Source organism: Allobosea sp. GW822-FHT03F07 (assembly GCF_058801345.1).
Genome location: NZ_JBXAND010000002.1, coordinates 28,450 through 49,106 on the forward strand (window position 1 = coordinate 28,450; position 20,657 = coordinate 49,106).

Consider the following 20,657-nt stretch of genomic DNA (forward strand, 5'->3'; position numbering starts at 1 on the left):
GCATCTCAGCCGGCCTGAAGCGCGGCCAGGGCCTGCCCCCCGCTGATGCTCTGCCCGACCGGCCAGACGTCCCAGTCGCCGCGCCCGACGATCGCGCGCTCGAGCAGGCCCTGATAGGCCGCGCGCGGCACCTCCTGCGTGCCGAACTGGGCGAGATGAGCCGTCTGGAACTGGGCGTCGAGCAGGCTGTAGCCGCCCTGCCGCAACCGCGCGACGAGATGAACGAGCGCGACCTTCGAGGCATCGGTCGCGCGATGGAACATGCTCTCTCCAAAGAAGGCGCCGCCGAGCGACAGCCCATAGAGCCCGCCCGCGAGCCGCCCCCCCTGCCAGCACTCGACCGTATGGACGTGGCCGAGGCGGAACAGCGCGCCGAAGATCTCGCGGATGCGGCCGTTGATCCAGGTTTCCGGTCGGTCCGGCCGCGCTTCGGCGCAGGCGGCGATCACAGCCTCGAAATCATGGTCGACCCTGACCTCGAAGCGGTCGGCGCGCACCGTGCGGGCGAGCCGCGAAGGCAAGTGGAAGCGATCGAGCGGAATGACGCCGCGCAACTCCGGCTCGACCCAGAACAGGTTTGGGTCGTCGGCCGTCTCCGCCATCGGGAAGATGCCGGCGGCATAGGCGCGCAGCATGATCTCGGGCGTGATCTCGGGTGAGCGGACGGGGATGGAGCGGGCCTTCATGGCGGCAGGGGAGCGCGGGACGGCCGGGGAGTCAAACGGAGATCAGCGTCATGCTCGGCCTTGGGCCGAGCATCTCTTGACGAGCGGAATCCTCATAGAGACGGTCGGGACAAGCCCGACGGTGACGCGCTTCGTTCAGCCCTCGACCTTCTCTTCCATCCCGCCGGCGGCCAGGAATTTCTCCAGCCAATGGATGTTGTAGTCGCCGTTCAGGATGTCCTGGTTGCGGACCAGCGTGCGGAACAGCGGCAGGGTCGTGTCGACGCCGTCGACGACGAACTCGTCGAGCGAGCGGCGCAGGCGCATCAGGCATTCGGCCCGGTTGCGGCCGTGAACGATCAGCTTGCCGACGAGCGAGTCGTAGTGCGGCGGGATGCTGTAGCCCTGATAGGCGGCCGAATCGACGCGGACGCCCAGACCACCCGGCGTGTGGAACGAGACGATCTTGCCCGGCGAGGGGCGAAAGCTCGCGGGGTGCTCGGCATTGACGCGACATTCGATGGCGTGGCCCTCGATGACGACATCCTTCTGCTGGATCGAGAGCGGAGCGCCGGCCGCGATCCGGATCTGCTCGTTGACGAGGTCGATGCCGGTAATCATCTCGGTGACCGGATGCTCGACCTGGATGCGCGTGTTCATCTCGATGAAGTAGAACTCGCCGTCCTCGTAGAGGAACTCGATCGTGCCGGCGCCGAGATAGCCGAGCTTGGCCATGGCGTCGGCGCAGATCTTGCCGATCCTGTCGCGCTCGCCGGCGTTGAGGGCGGGCGAACCGCCTTCTTCCCAGACTTTCTGGTGGCGGCGCTGCAGCGAGCAGTCGCGCTCGCCGAGATGGATGGCGTGGCCCTTGCCGTCGCCGAGCACCTGGATCTCGATATGGCGCGGCTTCTCGAGATATTTCTCAATATAGACGGCGTCGTCGCCGAAATTGGCCTTGGCTTCGGTGCGGGCGGTGGAGAGCGCGACCGACATCTCCTCCTCGCTGCGCACGACCTTCATGCCCTTGCCGCCGCCGCCGGACGCTGCCTTGATGATGACGGGGAAGCCGATCTCGGCGGCGATGCGCAGGGCCTCGCCGTCATCGGTGACGCCGCCATCCGAGCCCGGCACGCAGGGGATACCGAGGCGCTTGGCTGTGCGCTTGGCCTCGATCTTGTCGCCCATCGAGCGGATATGCTCGGCCTTGGGGCCGATAAAGGTGATGTTGTGCCGGTCCAGGATCTCGGCGAAGCGGGCGTTCTCGGAGAGAAAGCCGTAGCCGGGATGGACCGCATCGGCGCCGGTGATCTCGCAGGCGGCGATCAGCGCCGGGATATTGAGATAGCTCTCGCGCGCCGAGGGCGGGCCGATGCAGACGCTCTCGTCGGCGAGGCGCACATGCATGGCGTTGGCGTCGGCGGTGGAATGCACCGCGACGGTGGCGATGCCGAGCTCCTTCGCCGCGCGCAGCACGCGCAGGGCGATCTCTCCACGGTTGGCGATCAGAATCTTGTCGAACATCTTCGGTTCGCCGCTCGCCGGGCCGCTCACTCGATCACCAGAAGCGGCTCGCCATATTCGACGGGCTGCCCATCCTCGACCATGATCGCGATGACCGTGCCGGCGCGCGGGGCGACGATGTCGTTGAAGGTCTTCATCGCCTCGACGAGCAGGACGCGCTCGCCCGCCTTCACCACCGAGCCGACCTCGACGAAGGGCTTGGCGTCCGGCGAGGGGCGGCGATAGGCGGTGCCGACCATCGGCGAGGGCACGACGCCGGGATGGGCGGCCGCAGGCTTGCCCTCGGCCGGCGCAGTGGGTGCGGCAGCGACCGGTGCTGCGGCGAGGACAGGAGCCGCGGCGGGAACCTGGACGGTCGCGGTGAGGCTGCGCGCCACGCGGACGCGCAGGTCGCCCTTCTCGACCTCGATCTCCGTGAGATCGGTCTCGTTCAGGAGCTGTGCGAGTTCGCGCACCAGTTCGGGGTCGATCGGGCTCTTGGTCGCCATGGCGGTTTCACCGTCTTCGTGGTCTTGGATCGGGCGCCGGGGCACCCGCTGTGGATGAAATCCGCGGATCAGGCCGCGGGTTTGGCCGCGCGCTTCTGCAGAAGCGGCACGATCGCGTCGAAAGCAAGGTCATAGCTCGCCACGCCGAAGCCGCAGATCACGCCGACGCAGACCGGCGCCATATAGGAATGGTGCCGGAATTCCTCGCGGGCATGGACATTGGAGACGTGAACCTCGATGGCGAGCGCTTCGGTGCCCTTGATCGCGTCGCGCAGCGCGACGGAGGTATGGGTGTAGGCGCCGGCATTGATGATCACGCCAGCACCGGCAAGGCCCGCCTGCTGGATGAAGGTCACCAGCTCACCTTCATAGTTCGTCTGCTTGAACGAGAGCTCGACGCCGACGGCCGTGGCCTTCGCCTTCAGCCGCTCCTCGACGCCGGCCAGCGTGACCGCCCCATAGGTGGCGGGTTCGCGGGTGCCGAGCAGATTGAGATTGGGACCGTTGAGGACGTGGACGGCGACCATGGCGCGGGTTGTTTCCGGCGCCGCGCGAAGGCGGCAGACGCCGCCCTCATAGACGCTGCGAGCCGGCAGGGGAAGCCTGCCGGGGTTTCGGTAGCCCCGCGCGCGTGGCTGTCCTCAGCCGTTGCAGGTCGCCTTGCCGCATTTGCGGACGGCGTCGATCTTCTGCTTGAGGGCCGCCTGGCCGACCGCGCCGAAGATGACCTCGTCGCCCAGGATGAAGGCCGGCGTGCCGGTCAGGCCGAGCCGATCGCCCAAAGCGACGGTATCCTCGATCACCGCCTTGGTCTGGGCCGAGTCCATATCCTTCTTCAGGCGCTCGATGTCGGCGCCCGATTCCTTGGCGATTTCGAGCGCTTTGGCGCCGTTGATCCGGCCCTTTACGCCCATCAGCTTGTTGTGGAAATCGAAGTACTTCGACCCGGTGAGCTGAGTCATCGCTGCAACCGCGACGCGGCTCGCCTCGACCGAATCGGGGCCGAGAATCGGGAAGTCCTTGATGACGACCTTGAGCTTGGGGTCGTCCTTGGTCAGCGCGCGGACGTCCTCCAGGGCCCTTTTGCAGAAGCCGCAATTGTAATCCATGAACTCGACGATGGTGACGTCGCCCTGCGGGTTGCCGACGATCGCAGACGTCGCCGGATCGACCAGCTTCGCCCTCTCGGCCGTGACGGCGCTGCGCTGCGCCTCCGCCTGGGCCACCGTGTTGCGGCGCTCGAGTTCGACCAGCGCTTCCTGGATCAGTTCGGGGTTCTGCAGCAGCGTCTCGCGAATCAGTGCGACCACCGCCTTGCGCTGCTCTGCCGTGAGGCCCGAAGCCGGGGTCTGCGTCTGCGCCAAAGCAGGAGCCGTCGCAACCGTCAGGCCGAGGCAGAGCGCAAGGCCCAGGGGCCGTAGCATGCCGCTCAACCGGCGGGACAGGGTGAGGAAGGCCATGTCGTCATCCTTTCGGTTCCGGCCGCACAGCCGGTGCGGCAGGCTCGTCGGCGCTGCCGTGCTCTTGAAAACTGCTTTAATCAGCTTCTCTGCCGTCAGGCGGCGGGCGTCAATTCACAGCTTTGCCACTGGTTGCGGGCGCGCCAAGGGTCGGCTACGCCCGCCGGCACGCATCCATTGCCGGACGAGACCATGCCAGATCGAATTCCGACACCTGTTCTTGCACCGCAGGAGGCCTTGCTGCCGTCGGAACGCGCGGCGCGCGTCCAGCCTTTCATCGTCATGGATGTGATGAGCCAGGCGGCCGCGATCGAGCGGACAGGCGGCACGGTCGTGCATATGGAGGTCGGCCAGCCTTCGGCGCCGACACCCGCCTCGGTCCGCGCCGCTGCGGCAAAGGCGCTGGAGGACGGCCGGATCGGGTACACTCAGGCGCTGGGTACGGACTCGCTGAGGGAACGCATCGCCCGACATTACAGGGATGCATATGGCGTCAGCGTGGCGGCGGAGCGCGTCGTCGTCACCACGGGCTCTTCAGGCGGGTTCATCCTCGCCTTCCTGGCCTGCTTCCAGCCGGGCGCGCGGGTCGCGATCACGGCGCCGGGCTATCCGGCCTATCGCAACATCCTGATCGCGCTGGGGCTCGAGCCGGTGGCGATCGAGGTCGGACCCGAGACGCGCTTTGCACTGACCCCGGAGCTGATCGCCCGCGCCCATCGCGAAAAGCCGCTCGCCGGCGTGCTGACGATGAGCCCGGCCAACCCGACCGGGGTGGTGATGGCGCCGGAGGCGATCGCGGCGGTGGCGGCGGAATGCCGGCGGCTCGGCCTCTGGTACATCTCGGACGAGATCTATCACGGGCTGACCTATGACCAGCCGGCGACGACGGCGCTGTCGGCCGACGACGACGCGATCATCGTCAACTCCTTCTCGAAATACTACTGCATGACCGGCTGGCGCGTGGGCTGGCTCGTGGTGCCGCAGCGGCTGGTGCGGACGATCGAGCGGCTGCAGCAGAATTTCTCGATCTCGGTGCCCTATCTCAGCCAGGTCGCGGGCGAGGCGGCATTCGACGCGACGGCCGAATGCGAGGCGATCAAGGCCGGCTATGCGGAGAATCGCACCTATCTGCTGAAGGCGCTGCCGGAGATCGGGCTCGGCGATTTCCTGCCCGTGGACGGAGCCTTCTACATCTATTGCGATATCGGCCGTTATTCTAACGATTCCATGGCGTTCTGCCGGGACGTTCTCAACGGGGCAGGGGTCGCGATCACGCCCGGGCTGGATTTCGACGAGGGTCGCGGCGCACGCACGGTCAGGCTGTCCTTCGCCGGATCGCTGGGCGAATGCGAGGAGGCGGTGGCGCGTCTCGGCGGCTGGCTGAAAGGCCGCTGACACAGCGCTCTTGCCAAGCGCCCGGCGTCATTCGCATTCTCCGCCGGGGCGTTCGATTTGGCGCCACGGGGCAGGGCGGATTGCGATGGTGAAGCACGGTATTCGACAGCGAGGCCTGCCCGCAGCGCCAGGATGGCTCGTCGCCGTGGCGCTGGCCGCGCTGTGCGCCCTGTCTCCCGGCCAAGTATTGGCGCAAGCGGACGCGCCGGTCACGCTGAACCTGCGCGGTGACGAATCCCCCGACACCGTTCGCAAGCTGGTCGATGCGCTCGCCGCCGGCGGGCGCAAGGTGGAGATCCGGCTGACCGGCACGGACGCTGCCGCGCCTGCGCCGGCGCAGCCGGCTGCGACGGCCGCTCCGACGGCTCCACCGGCCTCGGCGGCAGCCACGGCAGAGACGCGGATCGAGGAACTCTGGGACCATTTCGTCGATGGTTTCGACCATGGCAACGCGGCGATTCCCCATGTGGTCGATCTTCCGAGCGAGTGGGAACGGGGCTGGGCCAGAAATCGCAACGGCGCGACCGGGCCCTCGGCGGGACTGCGGATTCTCGCCGGCGTCGCAATCGCGCTCGCCGGTGCGCTGCTGTTTCGCATGCTGACGGCGGGATGGTTCGCCCGGCGTCTGCAGCCGGCGGGGGCAGAGTTCACCGCACGGCTGGCCGCCTCGGCCTACGGCCTGTTGCAGGACCTGGCCTGCATCGCGCTGGCGCTGGCGCTCGCCCGCCTGACGCGCGTGTTCTGGCTGCCTGACGCCGACCTCGCCATGACCACCTTCCGGACGGCGGCGAACGGTGCGGCGATCGGCGCGACCTATATCGCGGTGGGACGATTCCTGGTCGCGCCCGGCGCTCCGGAGCGTCGTATCCTGCCGCTGCCGCGCGCCGAACGGCATTTCTCCATCCTGACGATCTATGCGATCGCGACGCCGATCATCGTGACGAGCACGCTGCTGTTCCAGGAGGTCGCCAATCGTCAGGCCGTCGCCGGGCTGGTCGCGATCACGAGCATCGCAATCACGTTGTTCAAGGTCTGGTGGTTCTTCGATGCGCGCCATGATCTGAGCTCGCTAGTGCTGCGCTACGAGCCTGTTCCCAGCCATGCATTGCGGCTGGTGGCGGCGATCACCCCCTGGTTCTACATGGCCAGCGCGATCGCGATCTGGATGGTCGGGCGGGCGGCGCCGATGATGTCGGGCGGGGGGCGCTTCGTCGAGGCGGCCAGCCTGACCCAGATCATCATCGTGCTGGCTCCGGTCGTCGCCGTCGGCGTGACCAGCCTGATCGCCTGCCGCCAGGCGATGCGGGCCGCGATTGCCCCCCCATCCCCGCTGGCGAAGGCGGCCGGCACGGCGCTGCGGGCAGCGGCCGGCGGCCTGATCTGGATCGGCGGGCTCTACGTCATGGCGCGGCTCTGGGCCGGCTTCCTGCTCGGCGTCAGTTCGGCGCAGTTCGCGGAGTTCACGCGCCAGGCCGCAGGCCTCGCCCTGCTCGTCTTCCTCGGCTGGGTTGCGATCGTCTTCCTGCGCGCCTTCTTCGATGCCTATACGCCGCGGCGCGGCGGGGGCGGCCCGATCGACGAGGACGCGGCCGTCGAGGAGAGCGTGCCCTCCCGGCTGGCGACGGTCATGCCGGTGCTGCGCGGAGTCGTGCTCGCGGCCGTCATCGGACTGACCGGGCTCGTGGTGCTGTCGCGGCTCGGCGTCGATATCGGCCCGCTTCTCGCCGGCTTCGGTATCCTCGGCCTCGCGATTTCCTTCGGCTCCCAGGCGCTGGTCCGCGATATCGTCTCCGGCTTCTTCTTCATGCTGGAGGATGCCTTCCGCGTCGGCGAATATGTCGATACCGGCCGGCTCAAGGGCACGGTCGAGAAGATCTCGCTGCGCTCGATCCAGATGCGCCACCAGAGCGGGCAGATCCACACCATTCCATTCGGCCAGATCCAGTCGCTCACCAATGCCAGCCGCGACTGGGCGACGATCAAGTTCAATGTCCGGCTCGATCACTCGGCCGACCTCGAACAGGCCCGCAAGGCGATCAAGAAGGTCGGGCTGGCGCTGCTCGACGACCCCGAGTTCGGACCGCATTTCATCGCCCAGCTCAAGATGCAGGGCGTCGCCGACATCACCGACACGGCCGTCGTGATCCGCCTGAAATTCACGTCGAAGCCGGCCTATTCCTCGATGCTCCAGCGCGAGGCGCTGAAGCGGGTCTATCGGGCGCTGAACGAGGCCCACATCCCCTTCGCCTCGAACGCCGTCACAGTGCGGGGCGGGGAAGGCGGTGCGCCGTCCGGAGCGGCTGCGACGATGGCGCTGCCGCCGCCGAACCCGCTGGCGCCTGCGGCGGGCTGACCAAGCCGACACCAAAGGCCTCCTATGAGAAAGGGCCGCTGCGGTCTCCCGCAGCGGCCCCTCATTCGTCAGCCTCGGCCGGCCAGCTTGTTCCACCAGCCGCCGCGCTTGGGGCGGTCCGGGTCAGGCGGGGTCAGCACGACGGCGACCGGCTCTTCGACCACGCGAGGCGCAGGGGCCGGGGCCGGTTCGGGAGCGGCTTCCGGGGTAGCCGCCTCGACGGGCGCGGTGGCCGGAGCCTCCGGCGCGGGCTCGGGCGCGACAGGTTCGGCGGCCTCGCCGCCTTCCGTGATCGGAACCACCTTCTTGCGGGCGCGGCTACGCTTTGGTTTCTCGGCCTCGACGGGGGCGGCCTCAGCAACGACCACATCGGCCACAGCCACTTCGGCAGCGACCGGCTCGTCAACCTTGGCCTTGCGGCTGCGGCGGGCGCGCTTCGGCTTCTCTTCGGCGACCGCTTCGGGAGCCTTGGCGGCGACCGGAGCAGGCTCCTCCGATGTGGCTGCCGTCACGGTCTCGTCGGTCGAGGTCTCGTTCGCCTGGTCGTCACCGTCCTCATCCCCTTCGTCGCCATCGGCCTCGTCGCTGCCGCCGTCGAGGCGCGCGCCATTGGCGTCACGCTCGCCGCCACGCCGACGGCGCCGGCGCCGGCGACGCTTGCGCCCGCCTTCGCCGCGGGCCTCGCCCTCTGGCTTGTCCTCGCGCGAAGCGGCTTCGGTCGCCTCGGCCTCGACCGGGCCGTTCTCGGCATCGAGCGCCTCGGCCTCGGCGGCTGCGTCGAGCGCGTCGTCATCGACATCGGAGATCACGGCCTCGGCCTTGATGCTGCTCGGGACGATGCGGCCTTCATTGCCGACGAACTCGCCGCGTTCGACCTCGAAATAACGGGTGCCAAGCAGTGCCGCGTCGGTCGAGATGGTCACGGCGACGTTGAAGCGCGCCTCGAGATCGGCGAGATGGGCGCGCTTCTGGTTGAGCACGTAGAGAGCAACCTCCGGTCGCGTCCGGACATTGAGATTATGGGAGGCGCTCTTGATCAGCGTCTCCTCCAGCGCACGCAGGATCTGCAGCGCGACCGAGGAGGTCGAGCGTATCATGCCGGCACCGGCGCAATGCGGGCAAGGCACGGACGAGCTTTCCAGTACGCCGGTGCGGATGCGCTGGCGCGACATTTCGAGCAGGCCGAAGGCCGAGATGCGGCCAACCTGGATGCGGGCGCGGTCGTCCTTGAGACAATCCTTCAGCTTCTTCTCGACGGCGCGGTTGTTGCGGTTCTCCTCCATGTCGATGAAATCGATCACGATGAGGCCGGCGAGGTCGCGCAGGCGCAGCTGGCGGGAGATCTCCTCCGCCGCTTCGAGATTGGTCTTGAGGGCGGTGTCCTCGATATTGTGCTCGCGGGTCGAGCGCCCGGAGTTGATGTCGATCGCGACCAGCGCCTCGGTCTGGTTGATGACGATGTAGCCGCCGGACTTGAGCGTCACCGTGTTGGAGAACATCGCGTCGAGCTGGCTCTCGACGCCGAAGGAGGCGAAGAGCGGCGTCTGCTCGCGATAGGCCTTCACGCTCTTGGCATGGCTCGGCATGAGCATGCGCATGAAGTCCTTTGCCTCGCGATAGGCCTCGTCGCCGGCGACGTGAACCTCGTCGATGTCCTTGTTGTAGAGATCGCGGATCGAGCGCTTGACGAGGTTGCCCTCCTCATAGACCAGCGCCGGGGCGACGGAGGCCAGCGTCAATTCGCGCACGCTCTCCCACATCCGCATCAGGTATTCGTAGTCGCGCTTGATCTCGACCTTGGTGCGCGAAGCGCCGGCCGTGCGCAGAATCAGGCCCATCCCCTCGGGAACCTCGAGCTCCTGGGCGATCTCCTTGAGGCGCTTGCGGTCCTCGGTGTTGGTGATCTTGCGCGAGATGCCGCCTCCCTTGCCGGTGTTGGGCATCAGCACCGAATAGCGGCCGGCAAGCGAGAGATAGGTGGTCAGCGCCGCGCCCTTGTTGCCGCGCTCTTCCTTGACGACCTGGACCAGGATGATCTGGCGGCGCTTGATCACCTCCTGGATCTTGTACTGGCGGCGCGAACTGCGCTGCGGGCGCTCTGGCATGTCGTCGAGCGCGTCACCGCCGCCGAGCTGCTCGGGCTCGTCCTGCTCGCCGTCCTCGCCGTTCTCCTGACCATTGTCCTGGCCCGGCTCGTCTTCCTCGGAAGGCTTGCGGGCCTGCGACTCGTCGGAGGCGTCGGCCTCTTCGCTCCGTGTCTCGAAGGTCAGGGGCGCGGCATTCTCCGCCACTTCCTCGCCGGTCGATTCGGTCACCGTCGGAGCGAATTCCTCGCCGAAGGCGGGTGCGCCTTCGTTGACCATCGCGGCTTCCTTGCCGTCGGTCTCGACGCCGTCGGCGACCTCGGCGCTGACGGTCTCGTCGGCGGCGGCCTTCTTGGCGCGGCCGTCACGGTCGCCGCGGCGGCCACGGTCACGACGGCCGCGCTTCTCGCGCTTCTCCTCGTCGCGCTCGTCCTCGCGGTCGGCACGGGCCTCGTCGGCGAGCAGGGCCTGACGGTCGGCCACCGGAATCTGGTAGTAGTCCGGATGGATCTCGGAGAAGGCGAGGAAGCCGTGGCGGTTGCCGCCATACTCGACGAAGGCCGCCTGGAGCGAAGGCTCCACGCGGGTGACCTTGGCGAGGTAGATATTACCCCGCAGCGGCTTGCGGCTGGCAGCCTCGAAATCAAATTCCTCGATACGCGATCCGCGCACCACCACGACCCGGGTCTCTTCCGGGTGGGTGGCATCGATAAGCATCTTGTTGGCCATATGAGTCTTCCATGGGCGCGGCCGCCAGCGATACCCGCCGGGCTGCGGACAACGATCCGCTGCCGCGGGCAGGGGCGCCGCGCATAGGCCGGCGAGCGCCGGCATGTTGCAGGAGCAAAAGCCGGTGGGAGCCGGCGTCTGGCAGGGAGGAGTGTTCGATCGAGACAGAAAGACGGCTCGGGAAATCCGGTCGGGCGAAACGCCCGGCACAGTCCCGCAGGTATTGACGATTCACCGATGATCTATGCGGCGTCGTATGCCCCGACATCTGTCCTGACCTGCGGCGCGTTTGCCCAAAAAGGACGAAGCACACCGCGTTTGCACGCTCGCGAGACGTTGGCCTGGTGCTGAAAACGCGCGCGCCTGGCTCGGCCGTCTGCGGACGATCCGTTGTGGTTGGCCTCTTGCAGCCAGACCCCGGACGCCGACGGATCCTCGGATCCGGATGCGCACCATGGGCGGTCTTGCAAACCAACCATCCCCATTACAGACAGGTGACCGTGATTTGCAAGTCACATCGCGTCGGGAACGGCAGCCACCTCAAGCGGATCGGTTCACCATCCGGACACGCCATGGTAACCGACTGTTAGGATGTCGCGTCGCTATGGTTAAGCCTTGGTGACGACAGTTCGGGATCATTGACCTGACGCCTCCCTTGAGCCTTCCCGCTATCGGCATGCGCGTCGCAAAGGCGATGTCGCCGACGTGTCTGGTGCTCTGCGCCTGGCTCGGCTTTGCGGGCGCGGTCGCTGCGCAGGGGAATGGTCGTCCGCAGAACGAATTTCCGGTCGCGACCGACGCCAGGCTGGAGCAGGCCGGCGAGACGGTGCGGCTGACCATGGCGCTGTCGCGCCCGGTCGAGGTCAGCGCGATGGTGATCGCGGGGCCGGACCGCGTGATCGTCGACATGCCTTCGACCAATTTCCAGGTGCAGCCTGCGGCCGCGCGCAAGAGCGCCGGCTTCGTCAGCGCCTTTCGTTTTGGCCTGTTCACGGCGGACAAGGCCCGCATCATCATCGATCTCGCCCAGCCGGCCGTCGTGGTCCGGGCCGAGTCGCGGCCGGTTCGCGGCGGGTTCGGCGAGTTGGTGATCGAACTGCGGCGGGCGACCCGGGCCGAGTTCCAGGCCGCCGTCGCGGCGATGCCGCCACGCGATCCGGAGGCGATGGCGGCCATCCCGCCGCCTGTGAAGCCGGCCGGCGAGATGCGCCAGACTATCGTCATCGATCCTGGCCATGGCGGCATCGATCCGGGCGCCGTCGTGGCGTCGATCGCCGAGAAATCGGTCGTGCTCGCCTTCGGGGCGAAGCTGAAGGAACAGCTCGAGGCGAGCGGGCGCTACCGCGTGCTGATGACGCGCGACGACGATCGTTTCGTGCCGCTTGCCGAGCGCGTCGGCATCGCCCGGACTGCCGGCGCCGACCTGTTCATCTCGATCCATGCCGATTCGCTGACGCAGGCGCAGGACGTGCGCGGCGCCACCGTGTATACAGGGTCGGAGCGGGCGACCGACGCCGAAGCCGCACGGCTCGCCGCGAAGGAAAACCAGGCCGATTCGGTTGCGGGGCTCGACTCCAGCGAGGACACGCAGGATGTCGCGGGGATCCTGATGGACCTCGCCAAGCGCGAGACGCGGACCTTCTCGTCCGTCTTCGCGCGCAACCTCGTCGAGAAGCTCGGCGGGTCGGTGAAGATGCACAAGGTGCCGCTGCGCTCGGCCGGATTTCGCGTGCTGAGCGCGCCGGACGTGCCCTCGGTGCTGATCGAGCTCGGCTATATGTCGAGCCCGAAGGATGCCGAACTGCTCAACTCGGCGGAGTGGCGTGGCAAGGCGGTCGAGGCCGTCGCGACCGCGGTGGAAAGTTATTTCACCGGCGCGCGGGCACCCATCGGCAAGGCGGCGGAGAACCGGCGCTGAGAGCGGCCACATAAGGGATAGCGGACGATACGGAATGTGGTCGCAAGGCCACGGTTCCGCCATTTACGTCATGCTATAGACGTGATTTGCGACACGTCGCCTTCAAGGGAAGGCGGGCGGTAACGGCAAAGGGCCAGGGCCTGAGATGCGCTTTATCCTGCGACTATTCGGATGGTTGTTCGCCGCTGGCGCGATCGCGTTCGTGATCGGCGCCGTGGTCGCGGGCGGATTCCTCTGGCACTACTCCAAGGACCTGCCCGATTCGGCGCAGCTGCGGAATTACGAGCCGCCGGTGATGACGCGCGTCCATGCCGGCGACGGCTCGCTGATCGCGGAGTTCGCCCGCGAGCGCCGGCTCTACCTGCCGATCCAGGCCGTGCCGAAGCTGATCGTCGAGGCCTATCTCTCGGCCGAGGACAAGAACTTCTACAAGCATGTCGGCGTCGACCCGGAAGGGTTGGTGCGCGCCGCCATCACCAATTTCCGTAACCGTTCCGCCGGCCGCCGGCCGCAGGGCGCCTCCACCATCACGCAGCAGGTCGCGAAGAACTTCCTCGTCGGCTCCGAGCAGAACATCGAGCGCAAGATCCGCGAGGCGCTGGTCGCGTTGCGAATCGAATCGACCTATTCCAAGGACAAGATTCTCGAACTCTACCTGAACGAGATCTATCTTGGCGCGCCGGCGCCGGGGCAGGGCAGCTATGGCATCGCTGCCGCCGCCCTGAACTATTTCGGCAAGTCGGTGCATGAGCTGAACCTGCAGGAGGCCGCCTATCTGGCCGCGCTGCCTAAGGCGCCAACCGACCTGCACCCCTTCCGCAACCGCGAGCGCGCGATCGAACGCCGCAACTACGTCATCGACCGCATGGTCGAGAACGGATTCGTCAAGCGCGAGGCGGGCGAGGCAGCCAAGAAGCAGCCGCTCGGCGTCAACCCGCGCACGGTCTCGCCGAACAACATCGCCGCCGGGTATTTCGCCGAGGAGATCCGGCGCGAACTGCAGGACCGCTATGGCGAGAAGAAGCTGCTCGAGGGCGGTCTTTCGGTGCGCGCCACCGTCGACCCCAAGATGCAGTTGATGGCCCGCAAGGCGCTGGTCGATGGCCTCGTCCGCTTTGACGAGGCGCGCGGCTGGCGCGGCGCGATCCAGAAGCTGGAGCTCTCGGCCCGCGACTGGGGTCTGGCCATCGGCGACCTGCCGGTGCTCGGCGACGTCGCGCCCTGGCGCCTGGCCGTGGTGCTGGACGTCGCAGGCGACAGTGCTCGTCTCGGCCTGCATCCGCTGCGCGAAACCTCGGGCCATCTGAAGAGCGACCGCGAGACGGTCACGCTCGGCGCCGAAGGCATCAAGTGGACGCGGCGCGCACGTGTCTCGCAGGCCGTCTCGGTCGGCGACGTCGTCTATGTCGAGCCGATGGAAAACCGCCCGGGCCAGGTTCGCCTGCGACAGCTGCCTGAGGTCAACGGCGCCATCACCGTGATGGATCCGTTTTCCGGCCGCGTGCTCGCCATGGTCGGCGGCTTCAGTCACGACCAATCCGAGTTCAACCGCGCGACGCAGGCGCTGCGCCAGCCGGGCTCCTCGTTCAAGCCCTTCGTCTACGCGACGGCACTCGACAACGGCTACACGCCGTCCTCGATCGTGCTCGACGCGCCGATCGAGATCGACCAGGGCGGTGGGCTCGGCATGTGGACGCCGAGCAACTATGACGGCAAGTCGACCGGGCCGCGCACGCTGCGCTACGGCATCCAGTTCTCGAAGAACCTGATGACGGTGCGCCTCGCCAAGGATGTCGGCATGCCGCTGATCGCGGAGTATGCGCGCCGCTTCGGCGTCTATGACGACATGCTGCCGGTGCTCTCGATGTCGCTCGGCGCCGGCGAGACGACGGTCATGCGCATGACCGCCGGCTATGCCATGCTCGTCAATGGCGGCAAGAAGATCCGCCCGACGCTGATCGACCGTATCCAGGATCGCTTCGGCTCGACGATCTTCCGGCACGACCAGCGCATCTGCGAAGGCTGCGACGCGACCAAATGGGCCGATCAGCGCGAACCGCGCCTGATCGACAATCGCGACCAGGTGCTCGACCCGCTGACCGCCTACCAGATGGTCTCGATCATGGAAGGCGTGGTCAACGCCGGCACGGCGACCGTCGTCAAGTCGGTCGGCAAGCCGCTCGCCGGCAAGACCGGCACGACCAACGACGCCAAGGACGTCTGGTTCGTCGGCTTCTCGCCGGATCTCGCGGTCGGCGTCTATATGGGCTTCGACAAGCCGAAGTCTCTCGGCACCTCGGCGACCGCCGGCCAGTATGCCGCGCCGATCTTCCGCGACTTCATGATGGCGGCCCTGAAGGACAAGCCTGCGACGCCGTTCCGCGTGCCGGCCGGCATCAAGCTGATTCGCGTCGATCCCAAGACCGGCATGCGCTCGGGCGGCGAGGGCGGCATCCTGGAAGCCTTCAAGCCCGGCACGGCGCCGCCGGACAGCTACTCGGTCATCGGTGCGGCCGGCGACGGCACGACGCCGTTCAGCGTGGCGCCGGGCGGCGGACGTGCAGTCGGCTCGGGAACGGGCGGGCTTTATTGAGCCCGCACTTGCCCGATTGAGGCGCGAGGAACCCTCTCCTGTAAGGAGAGGGCAGGGTGAGGTGAAGGGCGTTTAACGTCGTAGCCGTGACCTCACCCCAGCCGCCCACCGGGTTATGGCTTTGCTGGTCTAGGGACCGACACCTCGCCCCTGCCCCTCTCCTTACAGGAGAGGGGTTCCCGTGTGTCCTGCGCATTTACTTGAGACGGCTTAGCGCCTATCCCAACCTCTCGTTTTTCATCCAAGGCCTATTGCATGCGCCCAGAAATCCAGACGCAACTCGACAACGCCAAGCAGTCGATCGGACTGCTGAGGAGGCATCTTTGACTGGGATGTCGCTCAACGCCGCCTCGCGGAACTGAACGCCCTCTCGGAAGGGCCCGATTTCTGGAACGACGCCGACGCCGCGCAGAAGCTGATGCGCGAGCGCACCTCGCTGGAGACCCAGATCGAGGGCATCGGCAAGCTTGAGCGCGATCTCGAGGACGCGCTGACCTTCATCGAGCTCGGCGAGATGGAGGATGACGCTGCCTCGATCGCCGAGGGCGAGGCCGGGATCAGGGCCGTCGAGGCCGAGGCTGCGCGGCTGCAGGTCGAGACGCTGCTCTCGGGCGAGGCCGACATGCTCGACACCTATGTCGAAATCCATCCGGGCGCGGGCGGAACCGAAAGCCAGGACTGGGCCGAGATGCTGCTGCGCATGTACCGGCGCTGGGGCGAACGGCGGAAGTTCAAGGTCGAGACGCTGGAATACCAGGACGGCGACACCGCCGGCATCAAGTCCGCGACGCTGCAGTTCAAGGGCCACAATGCCTATGGCTGGCTCAAGACCGAGAGCGGCGTGCACCGGCTGGTGCGCATCTCGCCGTTTGATTCGAACGCCAGAAGGCAGACCTCCTTTGCCTCGGTCTGGGTCTATCCGGTCGTCGATGACCGCATCGTCATCGAGATCAATGAATCGGATTGCCGGATCGACACCTATCGCGCCCAGGGCGCGGGCGGACAGCACATCAACACGACGGACTCGGCGGTTCGCATCACCCATATCCCGACTGGGATCGCGGTGTCGTGCCAGCAGGAACGCTCGCAGCACAAGAACCGGGCCAAGGCCTGGGACATGCTGCGCGCCCGCCTCTACGAGGTCGAGCTGAAGAAGCGGGAAGAGAAGGCCAATGCCGAGCAGGCCTCCAAGACCGATATCGGCTGGGGCCACCAGATCCGCTCCTATGTGCTGCAACCCTATCAGCTCGTGAAGGACCTGCGCACCGGCGTCAGCTCGACTGCGCCTTCCGAGGTGCTGGACGGGGCGCTCGATCCGTTCATGGAGGCGTCGCTGGCGCAGCGGGTGTACGGCACGGAAGTCGAGGTCGAGGACATCGACTGAGGCTGCCGCGCGTCATGCTCGGGCTCGACCCGAGCATCGCCCGCCAGGAATTCTCGGGTCTGCGCTGCGCTTCGCCCGAGAATGATGTCGTGCGATCCGGTTTCCGCTTTCGGGCTGGTTGGTCTAGCTTCCCGCGCCACCATGCGAAGCCGATCTCGATGACGCTGCCCAATCTGATCACCATCGGCCGGCTGTTTCTGGTGCCGCTCGTGATCGTCATGATCCTGAACGGGCGCTGGCAGTGGGCGTTCGTCGTCTTCGTCGTGGCCGGTGTTTCGGATGCCGTCGACGGGTTTCTCGCCAAGCGCTGCGGCATGGCAAGCGAACTCGGCGCCTATCTCGACCCGATCGCCGACAAGGCGCTGATCGTCTCGATCTACATCACGCTGGCGATGGTCGGGGCGGTGCCGTCCTGGCTCGTCGTCCTCGTGGTCTCGCGCGACGTCATGATCATCTCGGCCGTGGTCCTGTCCTGGGTGATGGGCAAGCCTCTGACGATATCGCCTTTCATCGTCAGCAAGCTCAACACCGGCGCGCAGGTGATTTTCGCCGCGCTGCTGCTCGGTTCGCGCGCCTTCGGTATCGATCTCGGCCAGGCGGAGCAGGTCGGCCAGCTCTTCGTGGCGCTGTTGACGGTCGGTTCGATGACCGCCTACCTGGCCTTCTGGCTGCGTCACATGGCGGCGTAACCGGTGTCTGAGTCGCCGCTTGGGCCGGGAACGACGATCGCCGGTTGGACAATTCACCGCCACGCCCTATCTGATGACCGCGCGCAGCCGGACCCGGGAAGGCCAGAGAATGACCCTGCAACGCCAAATCGGCTTCTGGCTACTCTCGCTGATCGTCTTCGTGCTGTTCCTCGTGATATTCCGCGACGTGCTGCTGCCCTTCATTGCAGCGTTGGCGCTTGCCTATCTGCTCGATCCGCTGGCGGATCGGCTGGAGCGCGCGGGCATGAGTCGGCTGGCGGCCACGATCCTGATCCTCGTCGTATTCCTCCTGATCTTCGTGCTGGGCCTTGTCCTGCTGGCGCCGCTGCTCGGCCAGCAGCTCGCGGGCCTCGTCGCCCGCCTTCCGGCCGACGCCGCCAAGCTGCAGGCGCTCGTCATGGAGCGCGGCGCACCCTGGCTGGAGCGCTTCGGCGGCACCCAGCTGACAGAGGAGGCCAAGAACTCGCTGGGCAATCTCGTCGGTCAGGCGACCAGCTGGGTCGGCAGCGTGCTGCAATCGCTCTGGACCGGCGGCACGGCGATCATCGGCGTGTTCTCGCTGCTGGTGCTGACGCCGGTCATCGCCTTTTACCTGCTGGTCGACTGGGACCGGATGTGCGCCACGGTCGATAGCTGGCTGCCGCTGGAGCATCGTGAGACGATCCGCGGGCTGCTGCATGAGATGGATGTCGCGATCGCCGGATTCCTGCGCGGCCAGGCGCTGGTCTGCCTGCTGCTCGGCATCTTCTATGCGGTGGGGCTGAGCCTCCTTGGGGTCAATTTCGGAGCGCTGATCGGCATCATCTCGGGCTTCCTGTCGTTCATCCCCTATGTTGGCTCGCTGACCGGTCTCGTGCTCTCGGTCGGCGTCGCGATCGTGCAGTTCTGGCCGGACTGGACCTGGCCGCTGGCGACGCTGGCCGTCTTCTTCACCGGCCAGTTCCTCGAGGGCAACATCTTCCAGCCCAAGCTTGTCGGCAATTCGATCGGCGTGCATCCGGTCTGGCTGATGTTCGCGCTGCTCGCCTTCGGCTCGCTGTTCGGCTTTGTCGGGCTTTTGCTGGCGGTGCCGTTGGCGGCGGTCATCGGCGTGCTCTGCCGCTTCGCGCTGAGGCAATATCTCGCCAGCAACATCTACCATGGCGGCGATGCCACGCGGGCCGCGGCGGCACGGGCGCGCATTGACTCCGATGCCTGAAATTCCTGATGCCTGAGATTCGAAATGCCTGAAATTCCTGGCCGGCCGCGCCAGCTCGCTTTCGACCTGCCGGTCGACAGTCGCTACGGCGTCGAGGATTTCCTGATCGGCCCGTCGAACGAGGCGGCCTACGGCCTCATCGAGGCGTGGCCGGGCTGGCCGGACGCCTGGCTGCGGCTGGTCGGCCCTGAAGGTGCGGGCAAGACCCATCTCGCGGCAATCTGGGCCAAGGCTGCCCATGCCTGGACTGTGCCGGCTTCCGAAGTCGTCGAGGACAAGGTGCCGCATCTGGTTTCGGGCGGTGCGCTGGTCGTGGAGGATTGCGACCGGGGCCTGCGCGACGAGGCGGCGCTGTTCCACCTGATGAACGCGATCAAGGCGCGTGGCGGCCATCTGCTGCTGACGGCGCGCGATGCTCCCGACCATTGGGGCTTGCGCGTGCCGGACCTGCTTTCGCGGCTGCGGCTCGCGCCGCATGCGACGATCGAGCCGCCCGACGACACGCTGCTGCGGGCGGTTCTGGTCAAGCTCTTCATCGACCGCCAGCTCGTGGTCGACACCGGCATCATCGAGATGCTGGCGCTGCGGATGGAGCGCTCCTTCGCCGCAGCGCGGACGCTGGTCGATGCGCTCGACCGCCTCTCGCTCGAGCGCGGGCGCCGGGTGACGCGGGCGCTCGCGGCCGAGGCTCTGGCCGCTCTTTCGGCCGAGGAATAAGGCTCGGCTCAGCGCGGGCCGGCCGAGGCCTCCGCCGGCAGCGCCACGAGGCGCGCATGCATCGCCTCGACGAGGAGATCATGGGCGCGGGCCGCGATCGCATCGAGCGAAGGCGTCTTCACGAACATGGCGGCGGCCTTCTCGCTCAGCTCTTCGCGCGTGGGCAGGACCGGCAGTTGCCAGCTCGAAGCGTCCCAGCCAGCGAGGGCGTCTTGTGCCTGCTGCTGGATTTCCGCCAGGCGATCCCCAGCGCGCTCCTGAAGTTCGCCTAGCGCCGTCTTCAGCTCGGCCAGCGTCAGGCTCGGCAGATGCAGATCGGCGAGGCTCGGGGTCGCGGCATAGGCCTCGCGGAAGGCCATGACGACGCGATCGAGCGGAACAGACGCCGCAAGCCGCTCGGCCGAGCGCTCGATGACGCGCGGCGGCAGGGCCTGCGAACGCTCGATCACCGCCTGCGGCGGCTGCTTCAGATCCCACACCAGACGCACTTTCGACAACCCGAGGATGATGTAGTAGGTCGGATCGATCTGCCACCAGTGGAAGCCCTGGCGGACGCTGTACTGATAGGCGTGATGGTTGTTATGCCAGCCTTCGCCCATGGTGATGATCGCCAGCCACCAGTTGTTGCGGCTCTCGTCGCCCGTCACATAGTCCTTGTCGCCATGCACATGCGCGAGCGAGTTGATGCAGAAGGTCGCGTGATAGACGGCGACCGTCGACCAGAAGAAGCCAACGAACAGGCCGGCCCAGCCATCGATCGCAAAGCAGATCGTGGCGAGCAGGATCGCGGGAGCAAGCTCGAAGCGGTGCAGCCAGCGCAGCTCGGGGAACTTCGTCAGGTCCTGGATGCTTGAATCGTCGAAGCTGTGATGGTCGCGGCTGAAGATCCAGCCGACATGCGAATAGGCGAAGGAGGTCTGCACCGGCGAATGGACGTCATGCTCGGTGTCGGCATAGCGATGGTGATGGCGGTGCTTCGAGGCCCACCAGAACACGCTCTTCTGTGCCGTCGACTGCGCGAGGACGGCGAGAGCGAATTGTCCGATCCGGCTGATCTTGTAGGTGCGATGCGAGAAATAACGGTGATAGCCGCCGGTCACCGCAAACATCCGCAGCCAGTACAGGCCGATGGCCAGCCAGACCGAGGTCGCGGTCACGCCGCTCCAGATGGCGCCGAAACAGGCCAGATGTGCCAGAACGAACGGAATCGCGGACGGATAGACGATGTCGCCTTCGTCATGAGGGGAAGTGCTGCTCAAGACTGCCTCTGTCGGATGGGCGCGGCGCCGATGGCAGCCGCTCGGGAGGGGTCTCCCATTTCCCGCACGAAACAGGACGGGAGCGCGCCATGCAAGGGGACCGCTCGACGCAGGGCAGCTTGATCCGGTGCCATGTGAGGCGAATGGTGTCGTCTGTCATCGAAGTGTCACGCTAGGATGGCT

General features: G+C 67.0%; 15 protein-coding genes. 8 read left to right on the forward strand and 7 right to left on the reverse strand.

Features of this window, described 5'->3' with window-relative positions; all coding sequences use genetic code 11:
- Positions 1-5: 5 nt before the first annotated feature.
- The 5 genes from aat to AC1RMY_RS08725 all read right to left on the reverse strand — a co-directional run bounded on the left by aat (position 6) and on the right by AC1RMY_RS08725 (position 4,134).
- Positions 6-686 (reverse strand): leucyl/phenylalanyl-tRNA--protein transferase, encoded by a 681-nt coding sequence (gene aat, locus AC1RMY_RS08705; protein WP_492863605.1) that lies wholly within the window; start codon positions 684-686, stop codon positions 6-8.
- Between the two features lie 135 nt (positions 687-821).
- Positions 822-2,186 (reverse strand): acetyl-CoA carboxylase biotin carboxylase subunit, encoded by a 1,365-nt coding sequence (gene accC / locus AC1RMY_RS08710; protein ID WP_492863606.1) that lies wholly within the window; start codon positions 2,184-2,186, stop codon positions 822-824.
- A gap of 26 nt (positions 2,187-2,212) precedes the next feature.
- Complete coding sequence (accB, locus tag AC1RMY_RS08715; RefSeq protein ID WP_492863607.1) at positions 2,213-2,674, reverse strand: acetyl-CoA carboxylase biotin carboxyl carrier protein; 462 nt, start codon at positions 2,672-2,674, stop codon at positions 2,213-2,215.
- 68 nt (positions 2,675-2,742) lie between these two features.
- The gene (aroQ, locus tag AC1RMY_RS08720; protein ID WP_492863608.1) at positions 2,743-3,201 is read right to left on the reverse strand and encodes a type II 3-dehydroquinate dehydratase; all 459 of its coding nucleotides are present in this window, start codon (positions 3,199-3,201) and stop codon (positions 2,743-2,745) included.
- A gap of 114 nt (positions 3,202-3,315) precedes the next feature.
- Positions 3,316-4,134: a DsbA family protein gene (locus AC1RMY_RS08725; RefSeq protein WP_492863609.1), complete on the reverse strand. Its 819-nt coding sequence runs from the start codon at positions 4,132-4,134 to the stop codon at positions 3,316-3,318.
- Positions 4,135-4,326: 192 nt separating this feature from the next.
- Between AC1RMY_RS08725 and AC1RMY_RS08730 the strand changes: the two genes are divergently transcribed.
- Entirely contained in the window at positions 4,327-5,529 is a 1,203-nt protein-coding gene (locus AC1RMY_RS08730) for a pyridoxal phosphate-dependent aminotransferase (protein ID WP_492863610.1), read from the forward strand.
- A gap of 145 nt (positions 5,530-5,674) precedes the next feature.
- On the forward strand, positions 5,675-7,882 hold the full coding sequence (locus AC1RMY_RS08735; protein ID WP_492863611.1) for a mechanosensitive ion channel family protein: 2,208 nt from the start codon (positions 5,675-5,677) through the stop codon (positions 7,880-7,882).
- Between the two features lie 68 nt (positions 7,883-7,950).
- Here AC1RMY_RS08735 and AC1RMY_RS08740 read toward each other — a convergent pair whose 3' ends face one another.
- Positions 7,951-10,695: an Rne/Rng family ribonuclease gene (locus tag AC1RMY_RS08740; RefSeq protein ID WP_492863612.1), complete on the reverse strand. Its 2,745-nt coding sequence runs from the start codon at positions 10,693-10,695 to the stop codon at positions 7,951-7,953.
- A gap of 655 nt (positions 10,696-11,350) precedes the next feature.
- Between AC1RMY_RS08740 and AC1RMY_RS08745 the strand changes: the two genes are divergently transcribed.
- The 6 genes from AC1RMY_RS08745 (at position 11,351) to AC1RMY_RS08770 (ending at position 19,215) form a co-directional block, all read left to right on the forward strand.
- Positions 11,351-12,613, forward strand: coding sequence for an N-acetylmuramoyl-L-alanine amidase (locus AC1RMY_RS08745; protein WP_492863613.1), 1,263 nt, complete (start codon positions 11,351-11,353; stop codon positions 12,611-12,613).
- 145 nt (positions 12,614-12,758) lie between these two features.
- On the forward strand, positions 12,759-15,206 hold the full coding sequence (locus AC1RMY_RS08750) for a penicillin-binding protein 1A (RefSeq protein ID WP_492863614.1): 2,448 nt from the start codon (positions 12,759-12,761) through the stop codon (positions 15,204-15,206).
- Positions 15,207-15,461: 255 nt separating this feature from the next.
- A protein-coding gene (gene prfB / locus AC1RMY_RS08755; RefSeq protein ID WP_492863615.1) for a peptide chain release factor 2 occupies positions 15,462-16,590 on the forward strand; the annotation gives its coding sequence in 2 pieces (ribosomal slippage) (positions 15,462-15,530 and positions 15,532-16,590; 1,128 coding nt in all).
- Positions 16,591-16,748: 158 nt separating this feature from the next.
- The gene (locus tag AC1RMY_RS08760; protein ID WP_492863616.1) at positions 16,749-17,279 is read left to right on the forward strand and encodes a CDP-alcohol phosphatidyltransferase family protein; all 531 of its coding nucleotides are present in this window, start codon (positions 16,749-16,751) and stop codon (positions 17,277-17,279) included.
- Positions 17,280-17,388: 109 nt separating this feature from the next.
- The gene (locus AC1RMY_RS08765; RefSeq protein ID WP_492863617.1) at positions 17,389-18,498 is read left to right on the forward strand and encodes an AI-2E family transporter; all 1,110 of its coding nucleotides are present in this window, start codon (positions 17,389-17,391) and stop codon (positions 18,496-18,498) included.
- Between the two features lie 24 nt (positions 18,499-18,522).
- The gene (locus tag AC1RMY_RS08770) at positions 18,523-19,215 is read left to right on the forward strand and encodes a P-loop NTPase family protein (protein WP_492863618.1); all 693 of its coding nucleotides are present in this window, start codon (positions 18,523-18,525) and stop codon (positions 19,213-19,215) included.
- 8 nt (positions 19,216-19,223) lie between these two features.
- Here AC1RMY_RS08770 and AC1RMY_RS08775 read toward each other — a convergent pair whose 3' ends face one another.
- Complete coding sequence (locus AC1RMY_RS08775; RefSeq protein ID WP_492863619.1) at positions 19,224-20,474, reverse strand: acyl-CoA desaturase; 1,251 nt, start codon at positions 20,472-20,474, stop codon at positions 19,224-19,226.
- Between the last annotated feature and the right edge of the window lie 183 nt (positions 20,475-20,657).